The sequence below is a fragment of the Dethiosulfovibrio salsuginis genome (assembly GCF_900177735.1).
GTDB lineage: Bacteria > Synergistota > Synergistia > Synergistales > Dethiosulfovibrionaceae > Dethiosulfovibrio > Dethiosulfovibrio salsuginis.
The window spans coordinates 1-19446 of the sequence record NZ_FXBB01000031.1 but is presented as its reverse complement, the minus strand read 5'-3'; the positions used below and the strand labels follow the sequence as shown (position 1 = coordinate 19446).

The 19446-nt window shown below is 50.9% G+C and carries 13 protein-coding genes and 2 tRNA genes; 11 read left to right on the top strand and 4 right to left on the bottom strand.

Annotated elements, in window-relative coordinates; genetic code table 11:
• Positions 1-61 precede the first annotated feature (61 nt).
• Together nifS and nifU are read left to right on the top strand one after the other, a co-directional pair.
• On the top strand, positions 62-1255 hold the full coding sequence (gene nifS / locus B9Y55_RS10275; protein WP_085545269.1) for a cysteine desulfurase NifS: 1194 nt from the start codon (positions 62-64) through the stop codon (positions 1253-1255).
• Positions 1256-1257: 2 nt separating this feature from the next.
• Positions 1258-1683, top strand: coding sequence for a Fe-S cluster assembly scaffold protein NifU (gene nifU / locus B9Y55_RS10270; RefSeq protein WP_085545268.1), 426 nt, complete (start codon positions 1258-1260; stop codon positions 1681-1683).
• A 311-nt stretch (positions 1684-1994) separates the two neighbouring features.
• Here nifU and adhE read toward each other — a convergent pair whose 3' ends face one another.
• Both adhE and B9Y55_RS10260 read right to left on the bottom strand, forming a co-directional pair.
• Positions 1995-4601, bottom strand: coding sequence for a bifunctional acetaldehyde-CoA/alcohol dehydrogenase (gene adhE / locus B9Y55_RS10265; RefSeq protein WP_085545267.1), 2607 nt, complete (start codon positions 4599-4601; stop codon positions 1995-1997).
• A gap of 223 nt (positions 4602-4824) precedes the next feature.
• Positions 4825-4910 (bottom strand) — tRNA-Leu (locus B9Y55_RS10260).
• A 459-nt stretch (positions 4911-5369) separates the two neighbouring features.
• Between B9Y55_RS10260 and B9Y55_RS10255 the strand changes: the two genes are divergently transcribed.
• From B9Y55_RS10255 to B9Y55_RS10240, 4 genes are all read left to right on the top strand, one after another.
• Positions 5370-7454 (top strand): acetate--CoA ligase family protein, encoded by a 2085-nt coding sequence (locus tag B9Y55_RS10255; RefSeq protein ID WP_143340908.1) that lies wholly within the window; start codon positions 5370-5372, stop codon positions 7452-7454.
• Positions 7455-7456: 2 nt separating this feature from the next.
• Positions 7457-8053, top strand: a complete 597-nt coding sequence (gene plsY, locus B9Y55_RS10250; protein ID WP_327078441.1) for a glycerol-3-phosphate 1-O-acyltransferase PlsY — start codon at positions 7457-7459, stop codon at positions 8051-8053.
• Between the two features lie 91 nt (positions 8054-8144).
• A complete protein-coding gene (locus tag B9Y55_RS10245) occupies positions 8145-8624 on the top strand; it encodes a CtsR family transcriptional regulator (protein ID WP_085545265.1) in 480 nt (159 codons plus the stop codon).
• A 13-nt stretch (positions 8625-8637) separates the two neighbouring features.
• Positions 8638-11085 (top strand): ATP-dependent Clp protease ATP-binding subunit, encoded by a 2448-nt coding sequence (locus B9Y55_RS10240; protein WP_085545264.1) that lies wholly within the window; start codon positions 8638-8640, stop codon positions 11083-11085.
• Between the two features lie 11 nt (positions 11086-11096).
• Here the strand turns inward: B9Y55_RS10240 and B9Y55_RS10235 are convergent, their stop codons facing one another.
• On the bottom strand, positions 11097-12803 hold the full coding sequence (locus B9Y55_RS10235) for a phosphodiester glycosidase family protein (RefSeq protein WP_085545263.1): 1707 nt from the start codon (positions 12801-12803) through the stop codon (positions 11097-11099).
• Positions 12804-12919: 116 nt separating this feature from the next.
• Here B9Y55_RS10235 and B9Y55_RS10230 point away from each other — a divergent pair, with 116 nt between their 5' ends.
• From B9Y55_RS10230 to B9Y55_RS10210, 5 genes are all read left to right on the top strand, one after another.
• Positions 12920-15085 carry a tetratricopeptide repeat protein gene (locus B9Y55_RS10230; protein WP_159448323.1) on the top strand — a complete coding sequence of 722 codons (2166 nt, stop codon included), beginning with the start codon at positions 12920-12922 and terminating at the stop codon, positions 15083-15085.
• Positions 15086-15162: 77 nt separating this feature from the next.
• On the top strand, positions 15163-16257 hold the full coding sequence (locus B9Y55_RS10225) for a RelA/SpoT domain-containing protein (protein WP_085545261.1): 1095 nt from the start codon (positions 15163-15165) through the stop codon (positions 16255-16257).
• 336 nt (positions 16258-16593) lie between these two features.
• Positions 16594-17310, top strand: coding sequence for a hypothetical protein (locus B9Y55_RS10220; protein WP_085545260.1), 717 nt, complete (start codon positions 16594-16596; stop codon positions 17308-17310).
• Between the two features lie 57 nt (positions 17311-17367).
• Positions 17368-17443: transfer RNA gene (locus B9Y55_RS10215), tRNA-Ala, on the top strand.
• Positions 17444-17544: 101 nt separating this feature from the next.
• Positions 17545-18945 (top strand): dihydrolipoyl dehydrogenase family protein, encoded by a 1401-nt coding sequence (locus B9Y55_RS10210; RefSeq protein WP_159448322.1) that lies wholly within the window; start codon positions 17545-17547, stop codon positions 18943-18945.
• 95 nt (positions 18946-19040) lie between these two features.
• Here the strand turns inward: B9Y55_RS10210 and B9Y55_RS10205 are convergent.
• Positions 19041-19446 (bottom strand): IS66 family transposase (locus B9Y55_RS10205; protein WP_143340906.1); only part of this gene is annotated, 406 nt, incomplete at its 5' end.

The window sequence follows — 19446 nt, the reverse complement described above, 5'->3', positions numbered from 1 at the left end:
TGATAGTCTCTCTTCAGGATAAAGGCATTTGATTTCGCAGATCCTTACGGGAGGCGACGCAATGAAAACTAACGTGTACATGGACTACGCCGCTACAACCTATGTAAGGCCAGAGGTACTCGAGGCTATGGAGGCTTATTTTACTCGATCCTTCCACAATCCGTCCTCTCTCTACTCCGCCTCAGAGCCTAACAGAAACGCCATAGATACCGCAAGGGCCCAGGTCGCATCGGTCATAGGGGCGGATAAAAAGGAGATATTCTTCACCGGAGGGGGCTCGGAGGCGGACAACTGGGCCCTGAAGGGAGCGGCTTTTGCCCTAGGGGCTAAAAAAGGTCGCCATCTCATAACCACCTCCATAGAGCATCACGCTATAACCCATTCCATGGAGTTTCTCGAGCGTCAGGGGTTTGATATTACCTATCTTCCCGTCGATGGCGAGGGCTTTGTCCCTCTAGATGTGCTGGAAAAGGCCATCAGGGACGATACCATCCTTGTCTCGGTGGCTATGGCCAACAACGAGATTGGCACCGTTCAAGACGTGACCTCCATAGGAAGGCTCTGCCGGGAAAGAGGGGTGCTGTTTCACACCGATGCGGTTCAGGCGGTGACCCACATTCCCATAGACGTGGAGGCCATGAATATAGATATGCTGTCCATGGCCGCCCATAAGTTCTATGGCCCTAAAGGGGTTGGAGCCCTCTATATCCGTAAGGGCGTTAGGATAGAGAACCTTATCCACGGCGGAGGCCAGGAGTCCGGTCGACGTTCCGGGACGGAGAACGTCCCAGGAATTGTGGGAATGGGACTTGCCGCAGCCTTGGCTCACGGTGAGATGGCCAACGAGGCCAGGAGGCTCTCCTCCCTCAGGGACAGGCTGATGGAGGGCCTTCTCAGGAAAATTCCCTACGCCAGGATAAACGGTCCTATCGGAGATCGTCGTCTGCCCAACAACTCTAACTTCAGTTTCGTAGGTATAGAGGGGGAGACCCTTCTTCTGGACCTAGACGACGGAGGTTTCTCCGCCTCGACAGGCAGCGCATGTGCCTCCGCTTCCCTGGACCCGTCCCACGTGCTCATGGCCATAGGCCTATCCCATGAGATGGCCCACGGATCGGTCAGGCTGACCTTGGGAAGAAACAGCTCCGACGAGGACGTCGATCGCTTATTGGAGTACCTACCTAGGGTAGTTGAGCGGAGAAGGGCCATGTCCCCCCTCTGGGAGGATTTTCTGAAGAGACAGGAGGGTGTTTGATCGTGCTTTACAGCGAGATAGTGATGGACCATTTCAGAGATCCCAGAAACGTAGGGGAGATCGAGAATCCCGACGGGGTCGGCGAAGTGGGCAACGCCAAGTGCGGGGATATTATGAAGATATATCTCAAAGTCGAGAACGATATCATCGTGGACGTCAAGTTTAAGACCTTCGGCTGTGCCTCCGCCATAGCCTCCTCGAGCATGGCCACGGAGATGATAAAGGGAAAGACGGTGGACGAGGCGGCCGCTCTCACCAATAAAGCGGTGGCCCAGGCCTTAGACGGCCTGCCTCCCGTCAAGATGCACTGCTCTGTCCTGGCGGAAGAGGCGATAACCAAGGCCCTAAACGATTATTTTAAAAAAGTGGGAAAACCTCTTTTGCCCGAGAGGGGTCACGACGAAATGGGCCACGATCACGGCCACTGATATATTTATAAGGGACCTCTGTAAACTCTGATCCTCGGAGAGATCGTTCCGACGGAGCCCATTTGAGCCCGTATACTCGACATGCCGTAGCGCAGTACGAATGGGGCGACAGGACGTCGCCCCAAGCCGAGGGGGCACAGGACGTGCCCTCCGAGGCGGTTCGTACGAAACAGGCAGGTCGAGTATACGATTGGGCGAAACAGGGCGTAGGCGGAACGATCTATCCGAGGGGACTCGAAAGTGAGTTTTTAGAGGTCCTCTATAGATTAAAACCGGAGGACCGGCCTAAGGCCGATCCTCCGGTTTTTTATCTATTTACCGAATCCCTTTATGTAGAGCTCTTTTATCTCAGATATAAGAGGATACCGAGGATTGGTTCCGGTACACTGGTCGTCGAAGGCCAGCTCGCTCAGTTCATCCACTTTGGCCATGAAGTCCGTCTCGTTGACTCCCGCCTCTTTTATTGTCGCCGGGAGATCAAGGTCCTTTCTGAGCTTTTCTATGGCGTGGATCAATGAGTTGATTTTCTCCTCGTCGGTCTTGCCCTGAAGCCCGAGATAATCGGCTACCCTTGCGTATCTCTCCTTGGCCTCAGGGAACTTATACTGAGGGAAGGCCGCCTGTTTTCTGGGGGCGGTGACCATGTTGAACTTTATGACCTCAGTGATGAGGATGCCGTTTGCAACGCCGTGAGCTACGTTGAACGCCGACCCCAGTTTATGGGACATGGAGTGACAGAGCCCCAAAAAGGCGTTTGCGAAGGCCATTCCCGCCATAGTCGCAGCGTAGTGGATCTTCTCCCTAGCCTCGGGGTTGGAGGCACCGTCCCTGTAGGACTGAGGAAGATATGTGAACAGTATCTTTAGGGCCTCCATAGCTATGCCGTTGGTGTAGTCCGTAGCGGTAGTCGCCGCCAATGCCTCAATGGCGTGGGTCACCGCATCTATTCCCGATGCCGCTGTAACTCCTTTGGGCATCGATAGAACCAGGTCAGGGTCCACTATGGCCATGTCGGGGGTGAGCTCGTAGTCCGCGATAGGATACTTAACACCCTGGGAATCGTCGGTGATAACCGCGAAGGGAGTTACCTCTGATCCGGTCCCCGATGTGGTTGGAATCGCCACCATGATGGCCTTTTTGCCCATCTTAGGGAACTTGCAGACTCTCTTTCTTATGTCCATGAACCTCATGGCCAACTTGTCGAACCTGACCTCCGGGTGCTCGTAGAGAAGCCACATAATCTTGGCTGCGTCTATAGGGGAACCTCCGCCGAGGGCTATAACAAGGTCGGGATTGAACTCTTTCATCCTATCCAGTCCCTTTTGGACCGTCGATATGTCGGGGTCGGGCTTCACGTCGTAGAAGATCTCTATGTCCATGCCCATATCCTCAAGGTGAGAGGTTACCTTATCGGCGTATCCCAGTTCGTATATCGGCCTGTCGGTCACCACAAAGGCTTTTTTTCTCCCCTCAAGCTCTCTCAGAGAGAGGGAAAGGCATCCCGGCTTGAAGTATATCTGGGAGGGGACTCGAAACCAGAGCATGTTCTCCCGCCTCTCCGCCACGGTTTTCAGGTTGATCAGGTGTCTGATCCCTACGTTCTCGCTGACGCTGTTCCCTCCCCAGGAGCCACAGCCTAACGTGAGAGACGGCTCAAGACGGAAGTTGTAGACGTCCCCAATAGCCCCCTGGGAGCTTGGCATATTGATAAGGACCCGTCCGGTGGACATTCTTTCGCTGAAATGGGATATTTTATCCCTGTTTTCAGGCTTTGTGTAAAGCACCGAGGTGTGTCCCATGCCCGCAAATCTCACCAGTTCCGACGCTTTTTTCACTGCATCGGAGAAGTCTTTAGCCCTGTAAAGTCCGAGGACAGGGGATAGCTTTTCGTAGCTGAATGGCTCCTGAAGCCCTATCTCCTGAGCCTCTCCTATTAGCACCTTTGTCGACTCAGGGACCTCGAAGCCAGCCAGCTTAGCTATTTTCTGAGCCGGTTGTCCTACTATATCCACGTTGAGCCTTCCGTCTTTCAGGATTGTTTCCCCGACTTTCTTTCTCTGCTCTCCGTTGAGTATGATGGCTCCTCTTTTAGTGAATTCGCTGCATACCTGATCGTACACCGAATCGCACACCACGACCGACTGTTCCGACGCACATATAAGGCCGTTATCGAAGGTCTTGCTCAGAAGAATGGAGTTGACCGCCATCTTTATATCCGCACTTTCGTCTATGACCGCAGGGGTATTCCCCGATCCGACGCCTATGGCCGGCTTTCCCGATGAATAGGCAGCCCTTACCATTCCAGGCCCACCTGTGGCGAGGGTCATGCTTATAGACCGGTGGGACATGAGATACTGAGATCCCTCCACCGAAGGTTGGTCTATCCATCCTATGATCCCTTCCGGGGCCCCTGCTTTGACCGCCGCATCGTGGATCAGCTTTGCGGTCTCCACGGTGCATCCTTTTGCCTTAGGATGGGGAGAGAAGACTATGCCGTTTCTGGTCTTAAGGGCCAAAAGGGCTTTAAAGATCGTCGTAGAGGTAGGGTTGGTCGTAGGTATAATACCGGCTATAACCCCTATAGGCTCGGCTATACGGAAAAAACCGTTGGTCTCGTCTCGCTCTACCACGCCGCAGGTCTTTTCGTTGCGGTATTTGTTGTATATGAACTCCGACGCAAAGTGGTTCTTTATGACCTTGTCCTCTATGATCCCCATTCCCGTCTCCTCGACCGCCGCTTTTGCCAGAGGAATACGGGCCTGATTGGCGACTACCGCTACCTGAAAGAATATCTCGTCCACCTGTTCCTGAGAGTAGGTGGAGAACCTCTCCTGTGCAGCTCTGGTTTTTGCCACAATGGAGTCTATTTCCGCGGGAATATCCCTTACGATCTCTTTCTCGGCTTTTTTAACGGTCATAATTGTAGAACCTCCCTGAAAAATATCGTTTGATATCTCAATAACAATGTCTGTGATGGTTGATATTGTAATCACAATCACAATTCAGGTCAAGGCGTTTAGATTTATGTCGGAAAAGATAGTTTTATTATTTTATGGCATGATAGACATGATCGACAGGCTTGATTTGAGGGAGGAAGAATAAAAAAAGGACCGAGGAATTACCCTCGATCCTTAGATATCATGGTGCGGAGGGGGAGACTCGAACTCCCACAGGCTATGCCCACAAGATCCTTAGTCTTGCGCGTCTACCAGTTCCGCCACCCCCGCAGGCGACAAAGGGATTATATACTTTGAAGTGATCTTAGTCAACCGTCCCTGCAAACTCACGTTTCTATTTTCTCGGAGCGATCTCTCCGAGGGTCGGAGTTTTTAGAGGTCCCATAGGCCTTTCTATTTTGTTTTGTTCCTTTTTTCATGTATAATCGAGATGCAGCTGTAACTGAGTCACATCAAACTTCAGTGAGGTGAATCGATTGAGCGTAACTGAGATGAAAAAGGTAGTTCGTTCGGCGGAAAACCCACGGCAGGTCTCTGGCAGGTCCAGAGGTATGGTGCGACACAAGGTGAACGTGCAAGAGCGTGTAAAGTTGTTCGGCGTGGAGGTCAGGGCATCAATCGAGACGGATTCCGACAGGGTTCATAGTTAAGATTGACACAAAGGGGTCGACAATCGTCGACCCCTTTGTGCTTTGGAAAATAGGTCCTTTTATTTTTGGAGGGATATAAGTGAATACAGGGCAAATGGAGAGGCTTTTTAAGCCCGATTCGGTCGTGATTTTTAGCCGTTACGACGATTCTCAGATTTTATCGTCTCGTCCAATGGCTAACTTGATATTCTGGGGGTATAGGGGAAACGTCTATCAGGTTATCGTGGATGGCATACTCTGGAATGGCTGGGAAAAGGTCTCCGCTCTTGAAGATCCTCCCGATATAGCTATGATATCCCTTTCCCCAGAGGAGTCCATCGATGCTCTAAACAGGTGTTCCGCTATGGCTATTCCTTTTGTGATAATGTTTTCGTCGTTATCGGTGAACCAGCTTCCAGAGTATAAGGACGTGCTGGAGCTGGCTCAAAGCAGGGGAACCAGGGTTTTAGGGCCTAACTGTCAAGGTTTGGCTAACTTTGCCGATAAGATACCTCTAAGCTGGTCGAGCGCTCTGGATATGGACCATCCCTCCGACGGCCATGTGGCTCTCGTCTCTCAAAGCGGAGACCTGGGGTTTTCCGCTTACTCCATGGCTTCCGACGAAGGTGTCAGGTTTCGATATGTGGTAACCACCGGATTATCCTCCGACGTCGATGTCGTCGATGTCGGCCACTGGCTGATAGAGGACTATCAGGTCCATATGATCGTGTTCTACCTCGAGGGACTGCCGGAAGGCCGGGATTTTCTTAAGATGGTCAGAGAGGCTCAAAGCAGAGGGGTGTCGGTGGCGGTTTTAAGGGGGGGGGTCAGTCCCCGTCTCAGGGAGTTCGCCGCAGGAAGAAGAGGTCATGGATCTGTCGCCGATGAAGGGGTCTGGAAAACCGTAGCAAAGCAGTTTGGCATGGTTTTGCTGGACGATATAGCGGATTTAATAGATTTAGGGCGAATAGTGGATATGGGCCGTAATCCTAAGGGATGTAGGGTAGCTGTTGTCTCTACCTCAGGAGGGGTAGGGATGATTCAAGCGGATAAATGTGTCTCTGCGGGATTGGATATGGCACCTATCGATCCTAAATCCAGGGAGATACTCGGCAAATGTCTGAAGGAAGATGGCTATCTGGACGGAATACTGACCCTTGATTCCCAGGTTATCGAGAGTTCTCAACATATGAACCAGGTTCTTAAGGTCCTTTCCGATTCCCCTGATGTGGACATTATTCTGGTGGCTGTTCCGGTTATTTCCGCCGGTGCGGCGGAAAAGTTGGCGGATACCTTAATCGGAGCGTCTCTGTCTTTCTATAAGCCTCTTGTCTGCTGTTGGCTTACCGACGATATTCACGGTGGTCACGGTGCCCAGAAACTCAGGAGGAGTGGCATCCCTCTTTTTGACAGCCCGAGAAGGTGTGCTGATGCGGTTGCCGCCTGGGTAGGTGCGGTGAAACCATGCAAAAAAAGGGAGCTTTCCTGTTCGCCTGTGAGCAACCCCATTTTAGGCGGTTACCCCGATGTTTTAAACGGATATGAGGCTGCCTGTTTTATAGAGTCCTATGGGTTGACGCCTATAAGACAGGCTTTCTGTCTCGACCTCGATGAGGTCTTAGCAGGAGGCAACGACATAGGTTTCCCTCTAGCGCTGAAGGTGGTTTCCAGGGAGATAGGGAGCAAAAAAGAGGCAAGGGGAATTGCCCTAAATCTGAGGACCGAGGAAGAGCTTCAAAACGCTTACGGCAGGATATTGGAGAGGGCTGTCCGTTCGTCTCCAGATGCGGTTATCGACGGGGTACTGGTTCAGGAGATGGTCTCAGACGGTATCGAGTGTATGGTCGGGATGAAAAGGGATCCGGTCTTTGGCCCGGTGGTAGCGGTAGGGCTAGGAGGGATTCTCTACGACGTCATAAAAGACCTGTCCCTTCGGCTTGCTCCTGTGGATTTCCCTATGGCCTTGGAGATGGTCGAGAGCCTGAAAGGATATCCCCTTTTCGCAGGGTTTAGAGGATCTAAGGCGCTGGATTTCCGATCTTTAGCGGCGGAGGTCGTCAAAGTCTCCGCCATGTCCTGCGCTGAGCCTGACCTAGTCCTTCTGGATATAGGGTCCATCTTCGTGACCCCTGGTGGGGTCAAAATCGCCGATGTTCGAGTGAGGAAAAGGGGAGAGGTAAAGTGAATTTGATTTGTTTATTCTGGGTTCTAGGGGGGTACCTCGCTGGTTCACTTCCGACCGCCTATCTGGTCGCAAAGAGGTTTAGAGGAGTTGACATAAGGACCTTCGGATCGGGGAACGTCGGTGCCACCAACGTAGGCCGTCTTATGGGCAAAAAATGGGCGGTTTTTGTGTCTTTGGTGGATATGTTCAAAGGAGGGATTCCGGTGATATTGGCTCACCTTTTTGCCGATAACCAGACTACTGTAGCTATGGTGGCTGTCGCCTCGGTGCTGGGCCATAACTATCCTGTCTGGTTGGATTTTAAAGGCGGTAAAGGGGTCGCTACTACCTACGGAACGCTGTTTTTCGTCTCCCCATGGGCCTCTTTTTTCGCCGTGCCCGCCTCTGGTGTAGTATGGTATCTATCTTTGAAAATCTCGGGATATGTATCGTTGGCCTCTATCATGTCCCTTTTCTCCATGTCTCTGTTGCTCCCTGCCTTGGGGGCCCCTGAGGCGTTTGGATGGTCCGCCTTCCTGCTCGCTTTTCTCTCCTCCTGGAGACATAGATCGAACCTGGTACGGATATACCACGGCAAAGAGGACAAAGTAGGCCGCTAACCGTAACTCCCAAGCCGATGGCGATCTTGTTGACTATTTCTGACCAAAAAACTAAAATGAGACCGTCATACAACGGGGAGGGGGAATTACAGTGAGAAGTCTCACCGAAGTCATCGAGACGCATATCATAGATCTGTTAGAGAGAAACAAAGAAGACACCGTTTCTCTCCGTCGAAAGGAGTTGGCCGAGCAGTTTGGCTGTGTTCCGAGCCAGATCAACTACGTTCTCCGGAGTCGGTTTACTCCCGAGCGTGGCTATTTGGTCGAGAGCCAAAGAGGTGGACACGGTTATATAAGAATTTTGAGGATATGTTATGAGATGCCCGAGGAAAGGGTCGGTCATATAGATGAACTTGTCGGGGACAGTATAACAGAGCAGGAGGCTCGAAGGTTATTGATATCTTTGCAGTCCCGAGGTTTCGTCGACGCAAGGGAGCGTCTGCTCATAGAGGTTGCCCTTCGACATATAGATGACGTTGGAGAGTCTACATTTGACGTTTCTCCTTACAAAAGGAACGTTCTTCAGGCGGAGTTGCTAAAGAGGATGTTGAGAGGTCTAGTTTTTTCCTAGTGGAGGGCTGAATATGTGGCAATTTTTTACCGAGAGAAGTAAAAAAGTGGTTCAACTGGCCCACAGAGAGGCACTCAGACTGGGACACGAGATGATAGGGACGGAGCATATCCTGATGGGGTTGGCTTTGGAGACCGGAGGTCTTGCCGCCCAGGCTATATCCTCCATGGGCATAGCCCCGGAGGAGCTTATAGCGGCTATAGAGTCCACCGTTAGCTCCAACAAATCTATAGAGGTCCCCCAGGACCTTCCTCTGAGCCCTAGAGCTAAAAGGGTTCTGGATCTTTCTATCAGGGAAGCGAAATCTATGGGGGTCAACTACGTCGGAACCGAGCATATACTGATGGGTATTTTTTCCGAGGGAGATGGAGTTGCCGTCCAGGTTTTGACGTCTATGGGGATAGACCCCGTTGAGGGACGAAATATGGTGGTTAAATTTCTCTCCGGTGGAGATAAGGACAGCCATAGCGGTAGGAGCGGGGACTCCAAGGGGCGTAACAAGACACCTGTGTTGGATCAACTAGGTATAGATCTGAGCGATATGGCGGAAAAAAACGAGCTTGATCCCGTCATAGGCCGATCGACAGAGATTAGAAGGGTTATCCAGGTGCTCTCCAGAAGGACAAAAAATAACCCCGTTCTTATCGGCGATCCTGGAGTGGGCAAAACGGCCATAGTCGAGGGGTTAGCCCAAAAGATACTGGCAGGGGATATACCGGAAAGCCTTAAGGGCAAGCGGGTGGTCCAGCTCAACATGGGCAATATGGTCGCCGGTACCAAGTACAGAGGTGAGTTCGAGGAGAGAATGCGAAAGCTCCTCTTGGAGCTTAAGGACTGTAAAGATGTAGTCCTGTTCATAGACGAGATTCACACCATAGTAGGAGCCGGTGGGGCGGAAGGGGCTATCGATGCCGCTAATATCCTCAAGCCAAGCCTTGCTAGAGGCGAGTTTCAGGTCGTAGGTGCGACTACCCTCGATGAGTACAGAAAATATATCGAGAGAGATGCCGCTCTTGAAAGGCGTTTTCAGCCTGTTAAGGTCGATGAGCCGTCAATAGACGACTCTCTTTCAATACTGAAGGGTTTGAGGGATAGGTACGAGCTTCACCACAGGGTCACCATTACCGACGAAGCCCTGGAGGCGGCGGTCAGGCTTTCTTCCCGTTATATTACAGATCGTTACTTGCCGGATAAAGGTATAGACCTTATCGACGAGGCTTCCGCTCGGGCTCGTCTGGACGCTATGGAGCTGCCGGAGCCTTTGAAGAAGATGGAGAGAAATCTGGAGAGGATTCGCAAAGAGAAAGAAACGGCGGTCGAGTCCCAGGCCTTTGAAAAGGCCGCTAAGCTGAGGGATAAGGAAAGCTCTCTATCCGACGATCTTGAATCTCAAAGACAAGAGTGGATATCGGTGAGAAGAAAGGAAACCCCTGTGCTCGGTGAGGAAAACATCGCTCAGGTGGTCTCCGAATGGACCGGTATTCCGGTCAGACAGATGACCGAGGAAGAGGCCAGCAGATTGGCGAGGATGGAGGAAGAGATCCACTCCAGGCTGATAGGCCAGGATAAGGCGGTCTCAAGCGTCTCGAAAGCCATAAGGAGGGCTCGGAGCGGCCTTAAAGATCCTAGAAGGCCGGTGGGAAGCTTCCTGTTTTTAGGCCCTACAGGAGTTGGAAAGACGGAGATGGCGAGGGCTTTAGCCAGCTTTATGTTCGGAACCGAGGATGCCCTGATCACACTGGATATGAGCGAGTATATGGAACGTCACGAGGTGGCAAAACTTATAGGGGCGCCTCCGGGCTACGTTGGTTACGAAAACGGTGGAAAATTGACCGAGACGGTCCGACGTAGGCCCTACTCGGTCCTTCTTTTCGACGAGATAGAAAAGGCCAATCCCGACGTATTCAATCTTCTTCTACAGATCTTGGAGGAAGGTCGTCTGACCGACGGACAGGGCAGAAAGATCGACTTTAGAAACACCCTGGTTATCATGACCAGCAACATAGGGGCCAGAAACATGGTGAAAAGGCAGGGATTCGGCTTTTCCGCTGGATCAAGCGACGGCTTTTCCGACTGGGATTCTGTGGCGAAAAATATAGATGAAGACGTTAAAAGATCCTTTAGGCCGGAGTTTCTAAATCGTGTAGACGAGCAGGTTCTCTTTTCCCCTCTGACCAGAGAGGAGATGCTTAAGATTATCGATCTCATGATAAAAGACGTTCAGAGTCGCCTCTCGGAGAGGGGGATAAAGCTAAAAATGTCTCCTGAGGGGAAAAAACTCGTACTTGAGAAAGGCTATCAGCCTCAGTATGGGGCGAGACCTCTGAGACGGACTATACAGAGATTGGTAGAGGATCCTCTGGCAGACATGATACTGGACGGCCGTCTGGTCAAAGGATCCTCTGCGAGGGTCGCGGTCGTTAAAGGTGCTTTATCCTTTAGGTGTCACAAGCCTAAATAGCCTTCGGAAGGTCAGCGAAATATAACGCCGTAAGGTAAGGGCCTTTCCCTTCCGTCGGAGGGTCTGTTGACGGTGTATCCGTCCCACCAGAGCTGGGTGGATCCTCCTCCGTCCATGTTTACAGCGAGCCGGAGCCCGAGGTCTCTAGCGAACTTAGAGGCCTCGGGGATGGTCAATCCATCGCTGTGCCAGGATGATCTCCCGTCTACGGCGATCCACCACAGGCTATCTCCGTCCCAGCCGACGATAGTCCTGGGATGGCGCTTATTGATTATGGAGGGGGAGAAGCCTTCGGTGGTCGCCGGTCCGGTGCCTATAAGCATCGGTCCAGCCTGAATCACCTGATCGGCGTCGCTCATGTATGGATCTTTCCAGTCTATTTTTAGGCCTATTTCGGTGGTATCCGCTAGAGGTCCTGGTCCCGAGGTCTTTGTCAAAAGGATAAGTTTATCCTCTCCCATGAAGTGATTGGATCCTTGTGCGTTCCTCTGGGATATGATCTGTCCTCCTTTGAGGATAAACTCGGTGCCGGGACCTTTTACCTGGGTCGCAAACTGTCCAAAATGGGGAGTGTACAGAGCTAGTGCCCCTTCACCGATAGGCTGGTTTACCCCCGATATAGGGAAACTCTGTCCTCTTTTGTTTTTGCCGTAGAGTCTAAAGTTTCCGTTCCCGAAAAAGGCCTGTCCCCTTTGGTTCCATCCAATAGCCGATCTGTCGGCGTAGGAGGGGGACACAGGTATACCGTCTATCACCATAGTGCCGATCGGCCTGTTAGATCCAAAAAAACCTCCGTTGATCGCCCCGATGGAGTCGGAGTTTTCCGCGATTTTGCTGAGGGGCAGGTTTCTCGCCCCTATAGATGGAGCTGTGGCTATGAAACACCTATCCGCTGGAACCTTTATAGCGGCCCAAAAGAGAGATTTTCTCTCCCCACCTTGAGGGAGAACAGGGGCTCCTCTGTAGGGAGATGGCAACACCTGTGATAAAAGCCACGCCTGAAAGTAGTTGCCGTAAGGTCCGGCGATAACCGATATTGTACCGTCCGACCTGACAGCCTTTGCGGATATACCCCGGGAGCCTAGCTTCTTAACCAGTTGATTTGCTTCTTGGTCGTTGTCTTTCTCTCCTACTGCGATAATCCATTCCTGTGGAGGACGACCTACGCCGCTTTTGCCCATCACAAGGCTGAGTCCTGATTTTTCTAATTTATAGTTCCAGGTTATGCCCCTTGAATAGCTGGCCTTTAGCCAGAGAGAGAGGTCTTTTATGTCTTTTTCCGTCACCGCAGCTTTAGGATCTTTGATAAACTCATCGGGAGCTTTCGGTATGGCTGTCTCAGCCAAAACGACGTAAGGGGCAAGGTAGGGAGGTATATCTCTTGGAAGATCATGGTAAAGAGCCAGTGTCTTCGCCGTGTGGGTCCAACCCATGGCCATAAAGGCGAAAGCCAGGGCTTCCGCTCTGCTTGCCTCCAGATCTGGATAGAACTGGTCCGACGGAAAGAGTATACCCATGGCGAAGGCCGATTCTATGGATTTCCCGTAGGGGTGTCCCTGTGGGACGTCGGAGAACGATTTGCCCGTCCATTGAGGTAGAGAAAGGGCTTCCATCACCTTGTGTAAGGTTTCTCCCCTTGTTACGGCCTCTGAATCGTTTGCTATAAAGAAGAACAAGCAAATTAACAGTGCCGATAGCTTTTTGTTGAGTTTTTTCAATTGTTTTTCCTCCTAAGATCTAAGGTCAAATATCGATAGCAATCTATACACAGATGATCGGTTCCTTGTGCTACAATGGGGGCTGGCGTAAAAGCAAAAGACAGGGGGTGCGGCGGGTGGATAAAAGACTGGAAGAGTGGTTCAGAAAGCCTGTAGAATCGCTTTCTCCCGACTCAATGGGGCTTCCCGTCGTGGTCCGTTCTCAAAAAAAATCGGTAGCAGAGGCCTCTCCATTAGATTTTTTGCGGCGGGGTGGAAAAACTGAAGATCCTTCGGATCCGTTGGTTATAGAGAATAACTCTGAATATCCTGAAGGTGAAAATAGCTCCGGTAGCCCACCTCTGGATATTCAACTAGAGGATATACTGTTAGGTCCTCTAGATCAAGAGTACGAGCCACAAGGGGAAACGGTCCTCCAAAAGGAGATCGTAGCTACACCGGAGGAGTTACCTGATGAGGTTGAGGTCGAGACCACTGCTGATTTTGAAGATATAGCGATCTCCCAGGAACCAGAGGGACCTGTTCCCGTTTTTCATGGGGAAGATGATCTCCTCGATGTCGATGATTCGATATCGGTCCAAACCGGAGATGTCGTTGACGATATAGGTGTCTCCTCTCCCTCTAGCTCCGAGCCCGTCCATCACGATGAGGCGGACACCCACCAATTAGACTCTATCCTGAGAAAAGAGGAAGACGTAGTCCTTTTTGGGGAGCCTGACGGAGTTCCAGAGCCTGCCTTAAACGATAAGGTACCAAAATCCAGGCCTACTGTCGATAGCATATATAAAATTAAGGGTAAAAAAGCAAAAATTTCCGCTATCGCCTTGGCCCTTTTAGTCGCTGGAACGGGCGTGTTTTTTATGACAAATGAGTCTAGCGAAACACAGCTTCGTAGGGCGAACGAAATGTATCTCAAGGGAGAGATGAAAGAAGCCCTGGAGCTTTATGAGAAATCGGAAAAGAATATTTCCCTCGACGCTAGGTCGCTGGTTAGAAAGGGAGATATCCTAGCCCTTCAGGGACGGGAGGCGGAGGCGCTAAACTCTTATTACGGTGCTTTGGCCATAGATCCTGAGAGCGTGGACATCCACCGAAAGGTGGCTAATACCTTTTTCTCTTTAGGCTCTTTAAATCAGGCGGAAAAGGCCTATAACGAGATCCTTAGGCTTGATCCTACCGATTCGGCTACCAGACTCCTTGTGTCTAGGCTTAAGTTGGAGAAAGGGGACATTGACGGCGCTTTAAATTTTCTGGAAGGCCTTTCTCCTGGAGAGTCTTCCGATGAAGTTGAATCTTTCAGGCTGGAGTTATTGGCAAAACTGCCTTCTGTGGAGATGTCGCCGGACATAGGGCTGTCTTCGGATATAGCTTACGACGTTACCTCGATCGACATTGCCCTTTCGGGAGACTCTTTTGACGTCGCTCAGACTCCTGTTATAGAGGTCCCTGTCGAGGTTATCTCCGCACCGGTAGTAGCCTCCAAACCGGTATCAAGGCCTAAAGTAGAGTTGCCACCTAAAACTGTAGAAAGAAAACCGAAACCTGTTCCGGCTAAAGTGGACGATTTTGGAAGATTCTCCAGGATATTGTCCAGTGGAAGGAACATAGGGGTTCAAGATGGCCCTGCTCTCAAGAGGCTGACTCAGGAGGATAGCACAGGAAGCTCTCTCTATAGTTTAGGCCGTATGTTTAACCGTGCAGGCCGACCTAGAGAGGCTATGGTCTTTCTCGAAAAAGCCCTAGCCAAAGACGGCAATAACCGATGGCTGCTCGCTGAGACCGCCTATAGCTTTGCATCTGTCGGTAGGAATGATGAGGCGTTGGCTATGATGGAACACGCCCTCGTAAGAGGCGATAAAATCTTTCCTGGTGAGGAATCTCCGTCTATTTTATTTTCCGCTCCGTCGCAGGATTGGGATATCGGCTGGGATAAAGGTAACGGTGTAGCAGAAGCGGTTTCTCTCTACAGCTCAGAGGCCGTTATACCCGGTCTATCCCGTCCTAAACTCGAGTCCGATAGGTACGAGTCGCTTCAGGAGGCTATAAGGATAAATCCCCAAGACAGGCCTCTTTACATTGGGATAATGGCTCTGTATTCCGAAAAAGGGAGCCTACCTTCTCTCAGTCACTCCAGAGCTTTAGCTCTTGGGATGGAGGCCCACGCCTGTATCTCAAAGGGCAACGTCGAGAGAGGCAGACAGTTATTGCAGAAGGCGATAAACCTAGCGCCAGATCTACCTTTCCTCATGGAGTTGAGGGAAATGTCCGAAGAAAGCGTTTGACATGGGGATTTCGCTCTGTCTTTGTATCCAGTAGTGCGGTGTCCATGTAAATATTGAGCACAGGTGGTGGTCGCAGAATGCAAACCCGTAAAATTGAGGAGTGGGGAATAGAGTACATAAAGAGATATTCCCTATATCAGGAGTACTGCAGAAGGATGAAACATCTTCTTCAAGACCTTATATCCAGGGAAAGCGTCCAGGTTTACGCCCTCGAAGGTTGGGCCAAAACTCCCGATGAGTTTTTCAACGAGCTCTCGAATAAAAAGGGAGTATTGCCTGCCGACCCTTTCAGAGATGTGCCTGACCTGGCAACCGTAAGGATTCTTCTTTATTTTCCAAGCGATGTAATGACCGTTGAAAGGGTCATCCAGGAGGAGTTTTTAGTCGATCTTCCTAGGTCGACGACGAGCAAGGACCTTGAGGATCCCGACATATTCGGATATAAGTCCATAATCTACGATGTATCGTTGAAGTCCGACAGAGGTCGTCTCAGGGAGTGGGAGAAATACAGGGATCTGAAGCTGCACGTTCAGGTTCGTACCATGCTTCAGGAGGCCTGGGCTGCGGTAAGCCCGGAGATATCCGGCACTACCGACGTAGTCACTAAGGGGAAGCTCAAGAGAAAGCTCTCAAGGGTAAGTGCCCTTCTTGAAGAGGCCGACGAGGATTTCCACTATCTCAGGGAAGCGGCCAAAAAGTTTTCTATTCCCGTGACACCAGAGAAAAATATGCCTATAATCGAGCCTATGGCTCCGGTAAAGGACCTTAAGTTGACGAAAGACTCTCTGCGACAGTTATTTGAAAGCAACGGCGAAGAAATATATTCCTTCTGGGCTAGAACGGCCTCGGAGGTCGGATTCCCTCGCTTCGCTCCCGAGAGAGAATACGTAGAGGACAGTTTGGACTATCTCTACCGAATTCTCGATGCCGCTGAGATTTCCTCCGTCGAAGGGCTTAAATCGTTCTTGGAAGAGATGTCTAGCGATAACAGAGGCGAGGAACAGCTACAGACGGTTTTCTCCGCCTTTGAGGACGATATATCTTCCTGGAAGGTCGATGGTTACTCCGCTGTGTTCCTCCTTGTCCTGAACATGAAGTGGGATGTCCTCCAGAACAAAGACCTTCTAGGCCTGGGCATAAAAGCAGGATCGGATAGGATAAAAGGCTCTTAGTTTTGTTTTTGAGACGTGACACCTGTGCGAGGGGGGCTTTTGCCCTCCTTTTTGTCTAGAGAGCATCTCTAAAAACTCTAATCCTCGGAGAGATCGTTCCTACGGAGCCCACTTGAGCCCGTATACTCGACCTGCCGTCGTGTAGTCGAATGGGGCGACAGGACGTCGCCCCAAGCCGAGGGGGCACAGGACGTGCCCTCCGAGGCGGTTCGTACGAAACAGGCAGGTTGAGTATACGATTGGGCGAAACAGGGCGTAGGCGGAACTACCTCTCCGAGGGGACTCAAAAGTGAGTTTTTAGAGGTCCCTTAGAATGTTTTGATGGGAGGCTTTTAAATGAAAAAAATCCCTTTGTTTTTTTTAGTTTTTCTTCTTTATCCTTCTTTAGCTTTTGGCCTGCCTATCGATGTCGCCGGACAGACACTGGACCAAAATGACGTGATCTATCTCCTTTCGCGGCAGATGAAGGTCGACACCGAGGTCGCGGCCCTAGCGTGGTCCGAGATGGATCCTTCCAAAAAGAAGGAGTTTATCTCCCATATTTCCGATGTCCTTATCCTCGCTGAAGCTGGAAAGCTGAGAGGGTTAGCTTTTAACAGCGAGGTTCAAAGGCAACTCAAATGGGACAGCATAAACACTTTGGCGAAGGCCTATGTCGATAGGGTAAAAATGGACTGGGTTGTAGACCAAAAAACTCTGGATTCCTTCTACAGGGCAAACCTTACTCGATACACAGCTCCACAAAAAATCTTAGCTAGATTAGGAAGGTCTTTCCTGGACGGAGAACCACGGTGGTACTCGTTAAACGAGCTTCCTAAGGAGATCAGGGTTGCTCTTGGGGAAAATATGGTCTTAGGAAAGCTTCCCCCTGTTCTCGGTTCAGGTGGTCAGACCTGGAATATAGAGATTCTGGAGATGAACGGAAGCCAGGTTCTCCCTCTTGATGACGTAAGGGAAAGGGTTTTGCGGGATCTCAGATCGTCTTTTTTGGAAAAAGAGCTGGCTAGACTGAGAGAGCGTTTTTCCTCAAAAATAGATATTGACACAAACTAAGGGGTGCTATATAATTCCTCCTGTCGTCGCGAGTTGACCGACGAGAAACGCAAACGAGGGGCTATAGCTCAGCTGGGAGAGCGCTTGAATGGCATTCAAGAGGTCAGGGGTTCGAATCCCCTTAGCTCCACCATCGATATCACCAGGACTCCTGAGAAGGAGTCCTTTTTTGTGTTCCTAGCCTTTCCGATGTATGATGGTGATGATCTTTATATTGAGAGAGGGGGAGTATCGTTGGAAACCTACGATATCCTTGTGATAGGAATGGGACCTGCGGGAATGGCGGTATCAGCCATGGCGGTGTCTATGGGGCTTAAGGTCCTCGCCGTTGAGAAGCTCAAGGTCGGTGGTGAATGTCTAAACTGTGGTTGTATCCCCAGCAAGGCACTTCTGAAGGCGTCTCAGAGTTACTACGAGAGCTCTAGGTTGGGAAAGTACGGTATCGATCAGAGTTGCTCCCTTTTATCCATGGATCCCATGAGGGTTGTGAGGGAGAAAATCGCCTCTATCAGCGGCAAGAAACTGATGAAGGTGTTCGAAAAGGTGACCCTCCTGTCGGGGGAGGCGTCGTTTTACGACTCTGAGACGATCAAAGTGGGAGATAGGTTTTACAGAGGCAAAAGAATATTCATAGCTACAGGAACGGAGCCCTTTATACCTCCAATTCCTGGCCTTAGAGGGTTGGACTTTTTGACTAACGCAAACATGTTCCAGCTCGATAAAATACCCTCTTCTTTGACGATCATAGGCGGTGGGGCGATCGGTACGGAGATGGCCCAGGCCTTTTCCAGGCTTGGCTCTAAGGTCAACGTCGTCCATATGGACCCCCATCTCATCCCTATAGGGGATGAGGACGGGGGCAAATTGGTGGAGAAGGCTCTGACCGAAGAGGGCGTCACGGTGAGGAATGGAATCAAAATAGAAAAAGTTGAAAGGACTGAGGAGGGGTTCCGTGTCTTCGCCGGAGAAGAGGTATTCGACTCGGAGCAACTACTGGTCGCAGCAGGGAGGTCGCCGGTTCTAGAGCCTCTTCATCTGGATAGGGCAGGGATCGATTTTGATAGAAAAGGTATCATCGTCGACCGCTACATGAGGACCAACGTAAAGAACGTATACGCCGTTGGCGACTGTAACGGTAAGGCCCTCCTCTCCCATGCCGCTATGCATCAGGGGATGCTGGCCCTCATGCGTTCTATGTCGCCTTTCTCTTTGCCCTTTATGAACAGGGAAAGATATTTGGTCCCATGGGCGGTCTTCACCGATCCAGAGGTAGCTCAAGTCGGATTGACGGAAAAAGAGGCTAAGGCCAAGGGAATTCGCTTTGAGGTCGTAAAAAAAGATTACCGTTCCTACGGTAGGACCGTAGCTGACGGACACCCAAATGGGTTTATAAAGGTCCTTGTCGGCTGTTTGGGACGGATATACGGTGTAACCATAGTAGGGGAGGGGGCCAGCGATCTCGTTCAGGAATGGGTTTTAGCCATGCAGCACCGCAAGGGCATTGTATCGGTGATGATGACCCAACATCCCTTCCCGTCGATAGCCACGATAAACAAGATGGTGGCCGAGGACTGGATGATGAAGAAAATGCAATCCCCTGTCGCGAGATGGCTAGCCCGTTTTCTGGTTCGCTAGACGTTGGAAACTACCCCTTGCGTTAGGGTCTTACCTGTGATTGAATCACCGTCAATTAAATAAGATTTTTATACAGAGTCAGTGAGAGAGTGTAACTATTCAGTCGCCCCATCCAAGAAGAGAATCTGACCATCGAGAGCCATAGACATGGCCTCGAAGATGTTGATCGAGTTCTTCTTCGCCGTAATGAGGAACGACATTATTTTGGCATAGTCACGAGCCCCTTCCGAGGTTCGGAAGCAGCCCGATATTTTAAGCTTCGCCTTGAAGTTGCGGATGTTTCGCTCAGCTTCGTTATTGTCGAAGGGGATCGCAAAGTCCCTGGCATAGAGCAGGATCTCCTCCTTATGGTCCCTAAATCTCTCCAGGAGGTTCCTGGCCTTGCCTTTTTTGGGCCTGCCTCTTGCCCCCTTTCCAGTAGGTAGGGGGTTTTGGGCTAGACCGGAGGCAAGCAACTCATCGAAGGGCTTATCGATTCTGTAGCGGCAACAATAAGGGGAA